This is a genomic window from Streptomyces sp. NPDC046727 (genome assembly GCF_040645635.1).
Lineage (GTDB): Bacteria > Actinomycetota > Actinomycetes > Streptomycetales > Streptomycetaceae > Streptomyces.
This window is the reverse complement of record NZ_JBEYYR010000005.1, coordinates 332,564-344,552: the sequence shown is the minus strand read 5'-3', so window position 1 is coordinate 344,552 and position 11,989 is coordinate 332,564. Positions and strand designations below refer to the sequence as shown.

General features: G+C 69.3%; 8 protein-coding genes and 3 pseudogenes. 9 read left to right on the top strand and 2 right to left on the bottom strand.

Annotated features, from left to right (window positions below):
• Window positions 1-65 precede the first annotated feature (65 nt).
• The 8 genes and pseudogenes from ABZ937_RS08950 to ABZ937_RS08915 all read left to right on the top strand — a co-directional run.
• Window positions 66-301 (top strand): annotated as a pseudogene (locus ABZ937_RS08950) (hypothetical protein); the annotation flags it as partial.
• Between the two features lie 12 nt (window positions 302-313).
• Window positions 314-937 (top strand): hypothetical protein, encoded by a 624-nt coding sequence (locus tag ABZ937_RS08945; RefSeq protein ID WP_361687741.1) that lies wholly within the window; start codon window positions 314-316, stop codon window positions 935-937.
• Between the two features lie 99 nt (window positions 938-1,036).
• Window positions 1,037-1,240 (top strand): annotated as a pseudogene (locus tag ABZ937_RS08940) (helix-turn-helix domain-containing protein); the annotation flags it as partial.
• A gap of 477 nt (window positions 1,241-1,717) precedes the next feature.
• On the top strand, window positions 1,718-2,290 hold the full coding sequence (locus ABZ937_RS08935) for a GNAT family N-acetyltransferase (protein WP_361687738.1): 573 nt from the start codon (window positions 1,718-1,720) through the stop codon (window positions 2,288-2,290).
• Between the two features lie 323 nt (window positions 2,291-2,613).
• Window positions 2,614-2,976, top strand: a complete 363-nt coding sequence (locus tag ABZ937_RS08930) for a MarR family transcriptional regulator (protein ID WP_361687775.1) — start codon at window positions 2,614-2,616, stop codon at window positions 2,974-2,976.
• A gap of 50 nt (window positions 2,977-3,026) precedes the next feature.
• Window positions 3,027-4,742: an MFS transporter gene (locus ABZ937_RS08925; RefSeq protein ID WP_361687735.1), complete on the top strand. Its 1,716-nt coding sequence runs from the start codon at window positions 3,027-3,029 to the stop codon at window positions 4,740-4,742.
• Between the two features lie 472 nt (window positions 4,743-5,214).
• Window positions 5,215-6,570, top strand: a complete 1,356-nt coding sequence (locus ABZ937_RS08920; protein WP_361687732.1) for a phosphatase PAP2 family protein — start codon at window positions 5,215-5,217, stop codon at window positions 6,568-6,570.
• 351 nt (window positions 6,571-6,921) lie between these two features.
• Window positions 6,922-7,071, top strand: a pseudogene (locus ABZ937_RS08915) (Sua5 family C-terminal domain-containing protein); the annotation flags it as partial.
• 59 nt (window positions 7,072-7,130) lie between these two features.
• On the opposite strand, the gene ABZ937_RS08910 reads toward ABZ937_RS08915, so the two are convergent.
• Window positions 7,131-7,772, bottom strand: coding sequence for a carbonic anhydrase (locus ABZ937_RS08910; RefSeq protein WP_361687729.1), 642 nt, complete (start codon window positions 7,770-7,772; stop codon window positions 7,131-7,133).
• Window positions 7,773-7,967: 195 nt separating this feature from the next.
• On the opposite strand from ABZ937_RS08910, the gene ABZ937_RS08905 reads away from it, so the two are divergent.
• Complete coding sequence (locus ABZ937_RS08905; protein WP_361687726.1) at window positions 7,968-9,227, top strand: SpoIIE family protein phosphatase; 1,260 nt, start codon at window positions 7,968-7,970, stop codon at window positions 9,225-9,227.
• Between the two features lie 335 nt (window positions 9,228-9,562).
• On the opposite strand, the gene ABZ937_RS08900 is transcribed toward ABZ937_RS08905, so the two are convergent.
• Window positions 9,563-11,938 carry a hypothetical protein gene (locus tag ABZ937_RS08900; protein WP_361687723.1) on the bottom strand — a complete coding sequence of 792 codons (2,376 nt, stop codon included), beginning with the start codon at window positions 11,936-11,938 and terminating at the stop codon, window positions 9,563-9,565.
• Window positions 11,939-11,989 lie beyond the last annotated feature (51 nt).

The following is an 11,989-nucleotide window of genomic DNA, read 5'->3' as shown; positions in this document are numbered from 1 at the left end:
CGCAGCAGCCTCCGGCCGGCCAGGACCACGGCCACGGTGATCATCTGGACGCGCGGCCGGGGCGCCACCGGATAGCCCGCAAGGACATCGACTCGTCCCCGGGGGCTTGGGCGGCACCGCTGGGTGGTCGAGCGCACGGTGTTCGAGGCTGGCCGGATGCCGCCGCCCGCACCGGCGCTACGAACGCAAGGCCGAGCACTTCCTCGCCTTCGTCGGCATCGCAACAGCCCTTGAGGGCTGTCCCGTAACTGGGCGGTGCCCTCTTGCGGATCCCGGATCGGATCGTGTCAGTGGCTGGTGACAGGATCGAGGGGTGCTGATCAAGGGATACGACATCGGCCCGCTGGTGCCGGGCGAGTCACTGCTGGTCCACCCGGGCTTCTGGTCGAACTACCTCTTGGCGATGTGCAGCGACGGGGGGTGTGCCGAGCGTCCGGTTCCGGAGTGGTTCGGTGAGGACGGCGCCGATGCCGATGCCCTGTCCGAGGTCCTCTTCGATCCTGAACGCTGGCCAGTATTCAGGGTGCCGGCAGAAAACGGCCCCGGAGCCGTGGTGATCTACCGCAACCTGGATGGCGACTACGGCATCGACTACCTCCTCACCCATCCAGGCAGAAGCCACGTCGAGCAGATCGCCCGCTGGGACGGAGATTTCTCGGGCACTGGCCTGGCATGGCGCGAACTGATCCGGATCGCTGACAGCCCGTCCTCTGCGGCCGAAGGCGTCCAGGACACGGCCACCCGCTTCCTGCTGCTGCTTCCTCTCCTCACCGACCTGGACATGCCGGAAACAGCATCGGCAAGGCTTATCGCCTCCCTGACCATAGTCGGCGCGCCCCAAGACACTGCCTCCACCGCGGCGGAGCACCTGCTGGCCCACCTCGCGAGGAGATCCCGACACGACCCCACGTGGGCGTCTCCGCTGAGCGGCAGCTGAGAGGCGGGCCGGCTGCTGGTCACCCGATGGAACGATCTTGGTATGGCTGGTGTGATCACGGCGTCGGAGTCTTCCGGATAGCCCGTTCTCCGGGCCCGAGAACAACTCGGCACCAGTCCGCGACAGTGGCTGCTTGCCCAGCGCCTCGACGCGGCACGGATACTGCTGGAACAGACCGACCTTCCGGTGGAAGCCATCGCCACCCGGGTCGGACTCGCCTCGGCGGTCAACCTGCGTCGCCGTTTCCGGACGCATTTCGGCACCACACCCGGCGCCTGTCGTCGGGCCTTCAGCGAAACCTGATGGCACAGCTGGGCGTTGCACACACGGGCAAGCGGGCGGAGCGCGGGCGCAACGAGAGCAGTGGCCGGCGGCCGGATCTCATAACGCGCCATTCCGACCACGCCGCTGCGGCTTCGTGCGCCACCCCGACCGCTTCGGGGGCCCCTCCGGGTTGATTCCGCAGGCTGGCTCTGCCCGCGGGAACGTGCAGCGGATGTACACCGGTTCGGGAGGCAGCCGCCGCCCGAGAGGTCGGCAATGTCGGCCGACCTGGTGAAGTGAACGGTGTACCTCCCTCCGTCCCGGGTCCGGCACAGGACGAGGTCGGTCGGGTCCCCGGGAGTGCGCCAGTACGGCCGCCTTTGCTCGCCATGCCGGCAAGGTACGGCGGACTCACCGCCCATGCGGCGCGTCCGGCGTCACCGGGGACGTACGCGTCCCCGACCGTCCGGATAATCGGATGGTCGGGGGCGAGCGTGACGCGGCAGGATGCTCGGCATGACATTGCCCACCCCCGAGCTGCACACCGCCCGCCTGCGACTGCGACCGTTCACCGACGCCGACGCGGCGCCGCTCTACGCGCTGCACAGCAGCACCCACGTGCTGCGTTACTGGGACTCCCCGCCGTGGAGCGAACCGGCCCGCGCCCAGCGCTTCATCGCGACCTGCCGGACGATCGAGGAGGAAGGCACGGGAGCGCGGTTGGCCGTTGACCGCGTCTCCGACGGCGCGTTCATCGGCTGGTGCGGCCTGACCAGCTGGAATCCGGACTTCCGCAGCGCGTCCCTGGGCTACGTCTTCGACGCCGCCGCGTGGGGCCACGGCTACGCCACGGAGACCGCGCACGCCGTCCTGCGATGGGCGTTCGACACCCTGGACCTGAACCGCGTCCAGGCCGAGACCGACACCCGCAACGTGGCGTCCGCCCGGGTCCTGGAGAAGCTCGGCTTCGTCCGCGAAGGCACCCTCCGCGAGGACTGCGTCGTGGGCGGCGACGTCTCCGACTCCTGGGTCTTCGGCCTCCTCCGCCGCGAGTGGCACCCGACGGGCACGCCGACGGCCGACAGCTAGGACCGAGACCTGCCGCTTCTCGGTCCACAACCTCCACCGAGATCACCGTGGGCCGCTCCGGCGAGCTCAACGTCTTGGCTTGCCCCCCCCGATCCCGGCCATCCGCACCGCTGGAGGCCGTCCACGAACTCCTCGATGCTGCCCTCGGCCCCCGAGCGCAGCCCGTAGAGCCGGCGCCTGTCGACCATTTCCATAGACTATGAATATAAAAATGTTATGCTTCCAGTGTGAGTCGTCAAGACACCACTCCTGGCGCGTCCGCCGCCATCGGGGCAGCCCTCTACGGCCTGGCCACCAGGGCCGCGAGACGCCTGCCCCGGGACATGAGCCTGACGTCCGCCGCCACCCTGGCCACCCTGGACCGGACCGGCCCGCGGCGCATCACCGATCTGGCCGCGGTCGAGGGCGTCACCCAGCCCGCGATGACCGCCCTGGTCCGGGTGATGGAGGAGTCCGGCCTGGTCGAGCGGCGGGGCGACGCGTCCGACAAGCGGGTCACGCTGGTGTGCCTGACCGAGGCCGGTGCCTCCTATGTCCGGACGCGGCGCCAGGCGGGCATCCACGCGTTCGAGCGGTTGATCGGCGAGCTCACCGACGACGAGGTCGAAGCGCTGGTGGCGGCCCTTCCGGCGCTGAAGCATCTGGCAGAGCTCGAATGCCAGGACCGCGAAGGGCCGAAGCGGTGACCGGGCAGCCGGTCGGCCCGGTCGGCCCCGTCCCAGTGAAGGCGTTCCCGGTGGCGCGTTCCGAGGCGCGGCTGCTGGTGCCCGCCCTGATGTTCATCGCTCTGGTCGTGGCGGCGGTGGCCAGCCTCGGGACGCCACTCATCACCAGCGTGGCGACCTCGTTCCACGTCTCGCTCGGCAGCGCGCAGTGGACGCTGACCGTCGCGTTGCTCAGCGGCGCCGTCGCCACGCCGGTCCTGGGCCGGCTCGGAGCCGGCCGGCACCGGCGGGCCACGATCCTCGCCACGCTGGCGGTCGTCGTCGCCGGCAGCGCGCTCACCGTGCTGCCGCTGCCGTTCGCGTGGCTGCTGGCCGGCAGGGCGGCCCAGGGCGTCGGGCTCGGGCTGACGGCGCTGATGATGGGCGTGGCCCGGGACCACCTCCCCGAGGAGCGCAGCGCGGCCGTGATCGCCCTGATCTCGGTGGTCTCGATCATCGGGGCCGGCGTCGGCTACCCGCTGGCCGCACTGCTCGCCGAGCTCGGCGGGGTACGGGCCGCCTACGGCCTCGGCCTGGTCGTCACCGCCGCCGCCCTCCTGACCGCCTGGCGCTCCATACCCGAAGCCCCCGAAGGCCGCTCCGCCCACGTGGACGTGGCAGGCGCGGTCGTCCTGGCCGCTGCGCTGCTCCTGGTGCTGTTCCTCGCCGGCGAACGGAACCTGTGGAGCCGGCACCTCGCCGTGGCGGCGGGCCTCGCCGTCGTCGCGGTGGTGCTGCTCTGCGTCTGGGCCGTCATCGAGCTGCGCAGCACGACGCCCCTGGTCGATGTGCGGGCGGTGCGGCACCCGGCGGTCGCCGGGGCGAACCTCGCCATGTTCGTCGGCGGGATCGGCATGTACCTCCTGCTCACGCTCATCACCCGGTACGCGCAGACGCCGCACGGCGCCGGCTACGGCTTCGGGCTGACGACCTTCGTCGCCGGGCTGGTCCTCATCCCGTTCTCGGTGCTGGGGTTCGTCGCCGGCAAGCTCACGCCGCGGGTCCGGACGCGGATCGCCGACCCCCTACTCCTGGCCGGCAGCGCCGTCGTGGTCGGCGGCGGGTTCGCCCTGTTCGCGGGGGTCCGGTCGGACCTGGCCGAACTGTTCGTGGCGATGGGCGTGCTCGGCTTCGGCGTCGGCGGCTTCTCGGCCGCGATGCCCGGCGTCATCCTGGCCGTCACCCCCAAGAGCGAGACGTCGAGCGCCATGAGCTTCAACTACGTCGTCCGCAGCGTCGGGTACTCCCTGGGCAGCGCCATCGGCGGCCTGATCCTCGCCGCGGGCACCGGCCCCGGCCGCCTCTTCCCCGACGACAGCGCCTACACCACCGCGGCGCTGGTCGGCATCGGCGCCATGGCGATCACGACGGTGACAAGCCTCGCTCTCGCCCGCCGACGCTCGTCCGAGACCAACCCGTACGTCAGATGCACTCATCCCGACACTGGAGGTTCCATGCCCAAGGGCTACTGGGTCAGCGTCTACCGCACCATTTCGGACCCTGAGAAGCTGGCTGCTTACAACAAGCTGGCCCGCCTGGCCGTCGAGGCCGGGGGCGGTCGGACCATCGTCCGCGGCGGTCGGGTCGTGGCGCATGACGCCGGAATCGCCGAGCGCACCGTCCTGGTCGAGTTCGACAGCTTCGAGCAGGCCGTCGCGGCGCGCGAGAGTGCGGCCTACCAGGAGGCGCTGGCCGCCCTCTCCGACGGCGTCGAGCGCGACTTCCGCATCGTCGAAGGCATCGACTGACCGAGGTCCAGGCAGATCTTCGCTGAAGGACCCCGCCGGGAATCCTGAGGGCGGGCAGTCAACGATCGTGACGTTGCAGGCAGATGTCGGCGAAGAACGCCGCCACAGCGGCCAATGGCGCGTAACCGACTGTCCGCCGCGCAGGTTCACCACGCAGCGATCCCAGACCGTACGCCACCGCCGCTGTCGCCAAGGCGAAGACGCCCGACCCCGCGTCCGGCCCCGGGTCACCGCCGCCCAGATTGGCACAATTCGATCGATTTACCTCTCAAGGACCCACTTCATGCCATTACTGCACACAATAAGGACAATGCCGCGCCATAAACATTCCGCTCACCGCTCAGATAGCATGTTCGAACCGACGTCGACCACCCCTCCGTTCGACACCGGAATCCAGGCCACTCAGTACGAAAAGCGGCTTGGTTAACTACACAACAAATCCGCCGGACAGTTGACATCTAGAGAATTGCGGATGTTTTCGCAAATAAACGGGAGAACGACACTCGCCGTGTGGCGTCAACCACGCACGATACTGTGGGCCTCGGCTGGTGTGGCGGCACTCGGCTTCCTCATCACGCTGGAGATCGTCGCGCGCCGCTGCGCCGGCATACCGGGGCCGTTGACCGAACAGGCGAAAGAGACGATATTCGCCCCCAAACCGGGACCGCTGTACGCCGGTCTGGCATTGACGATGGTGGTGCTCACCTGGCGGCAACGGTTCATCGCGGCTGGTGTCGCGATCGGCATCGACGTCGTCTTCGGACTGGTGCGGTGGGCAGCGGGCGCCAAGGTGGCCGACGGCCATTCCTTCGGCAACGGCGCATTGTGGGTGATGCTGGGCTGTGCGGTCATCGCCGTCACACGCCGCACCGGCGAGGAACGTGTCCTGCTGCTGAAGGGCGTCGGGCTGGGCCTGCTACTGGCGGTCGGCCGCAAGACGGGTGACATCTGGCTGCTCATCACATCGAAGACCCGCCCGGCCGTCCTCGATCAGTACGTGGCAACCGCTGATCAAGCGCTGGGCAATCCCTCGTGGCTGCTAGGCCGGATCGTCGCGGCCACCAGCCCGATCAGCACGAATCTTCTCGGCCTGGTCTACGCGCAGCTTGCGGTGGCCGCGGTCGCCGTCGCGCTGTACCAGCTGCGCAACGTGGGGGTCGAAGGCCGCTTCCCGCGCCATCATCTGGTGCGCACCTTTCTGGTGATCGGCCTCCTCGGCCCGGGCATCTACATGCTCTTCCCTGTGGTCGGACCGGTCTTCGCCTACGGCCCGGGCGCCTCCGGCACCGGCGGCGTGCACTGGGCAGTGGCCAACCTGTGGCCCCACACGCCACCACCCATCGGTGCTCCGCACCCGATGACGTACGACCAGATCACCCCTCGCAACTGCATGCCCAGCCTGCACACGGCCTGGGCCACCGCGATCTTCATCCATACCCGCAAGGGCCCACGGATTCTGCGGTACGCGGGCGCGTTCTGGCTGATCGCCACGCTCGGCGCAACGCTGGGCTTCGGCTACCACTACGGCACGGATCTCGTCGCCGGGGTGGTGTTCGCGCTCACCATCGAGGCAGCCCTGCGCTCGCTCGACCGCGGCTGGGACCGGTCAGGTATCCAGCTCGTCACCTACGGGGCAACGGTCTTCGCCGCACTCTTGGTGTCTTATCGCTACCTGCCGGTGCAGATGGCCGAACATGCGTGGGTGTGCGGACCGCTTCTCATTCTGGCGATGGCCTCAGTGGTCCACGGCTACGTACGGATCCACGGCTTCTCGGAACCCAAGGCCGCGTCGGCGCGACGACCGGAACCGCAACCCGAGCTGGTATGAGATGTCTCAGCAAATGTAACCAGGGTGGCCCGCTGCTTCCGAACTCCGTACGGCACCGCGCCGAGCCCCGCTCCCTGTCGTGCGGGCCGTCGTGTTCGCGGTCGTCGGGACGGTCCTGGGGGTGAGCGCACACCACCTCGTCGCAGACGGGGCGGTGCCGTGGCAGCAGATCGGAGCCGCGGTTGCGGTGCTGTTCGCCGTGCGCAGCCCAGACTGGCGAGTGTGTCGGCGACGGTGTCATACAGGCGTCCGTCGTCACCGGCCAGGTGCCGGGGACCGACCCCAGTACGCGGTCGGGACACTCGTTGGGCTGGGTGGGACGAACGGGAAGCCGGGATGCAGGCACCTCCTCCCGCTTCGATGGCCGCCTACGCGCGCGGGCCGTACGGGTTCCTGCGCGAACTCGACCAGCAGGGGTGCGACCGCATCATCGCCTCCCTGCCGGCGGAGGAAGGATCGGGGCTCGCGATCGCCAACCGGCTGCGCCTCGCCTCGGGCCCCGGCTACCGTGTGATCAGCATCGGATTGGTGGCGTGCCCGAGCAGCCACGACCGTGACGGTCAGGACGCGGCGGGCACTGCCGCATCGACGCCGCGGGCCGCGACGAGCTGCGCACTGCCGTCGGCCAGGCGGTAGCACAGGCCCACCACGGCGGCCTGTCCGGCGGCGACCTTCTCGGCGAGCACCCGGGAGCGATCCAGCAGCAGGTCGACGGTGTGCCTTATGTGCTCGGCAAGGATCTCCTCCGGCTCCACATGTCCGGCGGCCCGCGCCGCCAGCACGCTGGGCGTCACCCGCTCCACGACGTCCCGGACGTATCCGGCCGGCGCCATGCCGTCCTCAAGCGCGGCGCACGCCGCGCCGACCGCTCCGCACGAGTCGTGCCCGAGGACCACGACCAGCGGGCAGCCCAGGATGTCCACGCCGTATTCGATACTGCCCAGCACCTCCGGGCCCATGACGTGGCCCGCGGTGCGCACCACGAAGAGGTCGCCCAGGCCGCGGTCGAAGATGATCTCGGCGGCCAGACGGGAGTCGGAACAGCCGAACAGCACGGCGAAGGGCTGCTGGGACGGTGCGATTTCGGCGCGGCGGGTGGAGTCCTGGTTCGGGTGCTCGGGCGTGCCCGCGACGAAGCGCTGGTTACCGGCCAGCAGCAGCTCGAAGGCGTCGCGGGGCGACGGGGTCTTGATCTCGGTCATGCCCGCAGCCTAGGACCCAGCACCAGGCGCCGCATCGACTGGCCAGGCTAAATCCTCCTCCCGCGACGCCGTCACACACCTTCCGCGACACCGCCGCGGGCCCGGGGCGCCACCCGCTGCCCGGGAGCAAGGTCGGTGGGCGCGGGAGCTGGACCTTTCGTAGATTGAAGAGAGAGCCGCTGGCAGGGAATCCGTGTGACACCGAAGATCGACTACCCGGGGGTGTTCGCCGCCCTTCCGAGCCCGTGCCTGGTGCTCAGCACGGACCTGGTGATCGCTGCTGCCAACCGGGCCTTCTGCGAGGTGACCGGACGGAGTCGGGGCGAGCTGGTCGGGCAATACCTCTTCGATGTCTTCCCGGACAACCCCGCCGACGCGGAGGCCGACGGGGCGGCGACGCTGAACGCCTCCCTGCACCGTGTCCTGTCCTCAGGCCAGACCGATCACATGGCGTTGCAGAAGTACGACATTCCGGTCGCCGGGAACCCCGAGGTGTTCAAGGAGCGGTGGTGGACCGCGATCAACGTGCCCGTCCTCGGCCCGGACGGAAAGGTCGCATGGATCATCCACCGGTCCGAGGACATGACCGACATCGTCCGCGCCCGCCGCACGGCGCTGCTGCCGTCGGTCAGGCCCGGCCGGGAAGCGGCCATGGAAGCCGAGCTGTACGCCCGGGCCCGGCAGCTGCAGCAGCTGAACGAGGAACTGCGGCAGGCCCACGCCCGTGAACGGCGCATCGCCGTCGCCCTCCAGGAAGCCATGCTCCACTCCCCGGACCTGGCCCGGCACCCGAATATCGCCGTGCGCTACCTGCCCGCGACCGGGTCACTGAACGTGTGCGGTGACTGGTACGACGCGGTCGACCTGCCCGCGGATCGCTTCACCGTCGCGGTCGGCGACGTGGTCGGCCACGGGCTGATGGCCGCCACGGTCATGGGCAGGCTCCGCAGCGCGCTGAGCGCCGCCACCCGCACCGTCCACGGCCCCGCTCAGGCACTGGAGGTCCTGGGGCTGTACGCGCGCTCGGTCGAGGGAGCACTGGCCGCCACCGCCGTACAGGTCCTCGTCGACTGCCACAGCCACCTGCTGATCTACAGCAGCGCCGGCCACCCCCCACCCGTCCTGCTGCACCCGGACGGCTCCTGCGAGCTGCTCGACCAGGCCACCGATCCGCCGCTGGGCGCCCGCCCCGAACACGTCCCCCGCCCCCAGGCCAACGCCACCTACGCTCCCGGCGACACTCTCATCCTCTACACCGACGGCCTGATCGAACGCCGCGGTGAGGACATCGAGGCCGGCCTTACCCGCCTGACCTCCACCCTCGCCACCTGCACCGAGTTCGGCGCGGAGCACCTGGCCGACGCCCTCCTCGCCCGCCTGGGCCTCGCCAGCGGCGCCGGCGACGACATCGCCATCGTCGTCGTCCGGCTGGAGCGAACGACTCGACCGTACTGATCGGGCCGAGGCCGTGGTCAGTGCCCGTACGGCGGTGGGGGAAGGCGGCCGGTTTGGTGCGGTCGCATGAGGGCCCTGGCAGTCCGCCCCGTCAACACAGTCGAGAGGGGGCAGGGCTTTTGTCACGATGCCGGTCATGCAGCAGCTGCCGATCCCCCACCTCATGGGCGCAAGGCAGCGGCATGCATCCGGCCGGAGGCGTGGCAGGGCCGCCTGCGGGACCAGCTGGCCGCCGCACCGGCGTGGCCGCCCGCCGCGCACGACACAGAGGGGCCCCTGCGGACCACAAGGTCCGCGGGGCCCCTCTCGTTGCTCGCAGCGGCTATACGCGAACGCTACGGGATGCCGGGCGGTGCGCCGCCTGACGTCGCCAGGCTGAACGCGTCCTGGTCGATGACGCGTTCCTCGCCGTAGAACTTGCCCAGCAGGCTACCGCTGTGCGAGTTCTGCTTCGCGTCGATCATGCAGACGCTGTATCCGTCAGGGCCGGTGGTGATGGGCAGATCCTTGACGTTGCAGTTGTCGTGAACGGTGCGGCCCAGGTCGGGATGGGCGGCTGCGCCTTCGTTGCTGGACGCGAACGGGTATTCGTCGCAGGACCGGCCGGTCAGGCGTCGGGCGTCAGCGACCGCGCCCTTACGGGGGCAGGAGAACTGACGGTTGATGTCCCGCTTGGACTTGTCGGCCTGCCGGTGAAGAGGCCTGCCGGCCGAACCAGGAAGACCGGATGCGATCGCCTCGGCGACGTGCCAGGTCTGCTCGGGGGTGACGGACGTCAGCTTGAACTCGGGTGTCACGCCGTAGAACACGCACCCCTGACGGAACGTCCCGTTGGACAGCTTCATCATGGAATCGCACCGTACGTCGGCGACGCGGATGTTGCCCCACTGCCGGCCGGGGACGATCTCGGGGTCCAGGTTCCCGAAGTTCCACGCGATGTTGACGACCGGGTACTTCAGCGCCTGATCGGCCATCGCCTGTTGCTTCCACTTCACGACGATGACTTTCGACTGACCCGACTTGATCAGTGACCCGTCGTCGGCTCCGTCGACGCTGTACGACCCGGCAGGCGCGTTGTTGTACGTCAGCTTGTACCGGAACGTCGGCTTGCCCGTCTTACCCGTCAGGCCATGGAAGTCGACGCGGAACTCCTGCTGGAACTCGCCCGACTTGTGCGACGTCAGGACGCCGGTCTTCACGGTGAAGGGGATCGACCCGACTTCAGCGCCCTTGGTGTCGATCACGTCGACGTCCAGGTTTTTCCAGATCATGCACGCGTGCTTCCGCCCCGTACGCCACCGCCCGTCCCACGGCTGGTCAAGGCACAGCGGGGAGATGAACGTCCCCTGTGTGTCGGGGCCGTCGATGATCGGATCGTCCGGCGGGTCGTCGTCGGCGACCGTCGTCGCGCCGTCGTGCATGCAGGACTCGCCTGCGGTGCAGGGCTCCAGCGTGCCGGGCTTGTCCTGGATCACCGGTCTGCCAGCACCTTCGGTGTTGGCGTCGGCGGCGAAGTCCGCCCACGTCACCGGGACCTGGTCTCCCACGGTCGGGTCCGCGTCCCCGTCGTCGGGGTCGACGGCCGCGACCGGATCAGTCGGGAACCCCATCGTCCCGAACTGAAAGTCCTGATCCCACGATGATCCACGCGGCTGCTGGTCAGCGACCGGATACCCGTACGGGCCCTTCTCGTAGCCGGACAGTTCCCACTTGGTCAGCAGCCCGCCGCTGACCGGATGCGCCCCGTACGCGGCAGTCCAGTAGATCATTCCGTGCTCGAACCTGGCGCCGCTGCCGATCCCGTCCGGCGTGGTGAACTCGTCGGATATGGGGTAGCCCAGGTAGCCGGCCTCCCATCCGGCTTCGGCCCACTTGTCGCGGATCGCGCCGCGCACGGCGTACGCCTCGTTCAGCTTCCAGTAGATGTCACCGGATTCGAAGTGCTGGCGGCGGCCGACACCGTCAGGGTTCACGATCTCGTCCGATGTGGGGTAGCCGATCGGTCCGGCCTCCCAGCCGTTACGGGCCCACGCCGCGAAGAAGTGGTTGACGACCGGGTGCGCGCCGCCCTGCGGGGACCAGTAGATCGGCCCGTTGATGAACTCGGTGCGCTTACCGACCCCGTCGGGGTTCGTCAGCTCGTTGGAGTTCGGGAATGACAGGAAGCTGCCCGGGCCGCCGAGCTCGTTGTACTTGTCGCGGATCGCGCCACAGACTTCGTAGGGGGCAGGCCAGTACACCTGGCATCCGTCCGTGACGCGGGCTTCCATCGTCTCTGCCTTGTCGGCCTGCTTCTTGCTGAACCCCTTGGGTAACTGGTCTCTGTCGGACCGCATCTGTCCTGGGATGACCGTGGCGTGCGGCCGTACGGTCGGCTGCCACCTCTGCGCCCCTGGGCTGCCGCTGTCGGCAGTCGCGGCGGTCGTCGTCGCGGTGATCAGCAGCGCTGACGCCAGGGCAGCAGCTGCGGCTTTCAGCAGGGGCACCCTATGCGGTGGTTGTCTTCTTCTTGTCACCCCACCAGTAGCGGGATGAACAGTCCCGATGACAAGGCCCTGTCTTCGTGCCCCTCGACATGGGCGTGCGCAATCGTCGGCCTGGGGACAGTGCTGTTCAACGCTCCACCCGCCGCGGTGTTCATGTTGTGCCGGCTGTCGAGTTGCCGGAGCGTGCCGAGGCAAGGCGGGCGTTCGCCAGGTCGTACGCGGCACGACTGTTGTCGCAGGAGACGGCGGTCGACTCGATAGCCAGCCCGGCTGTGT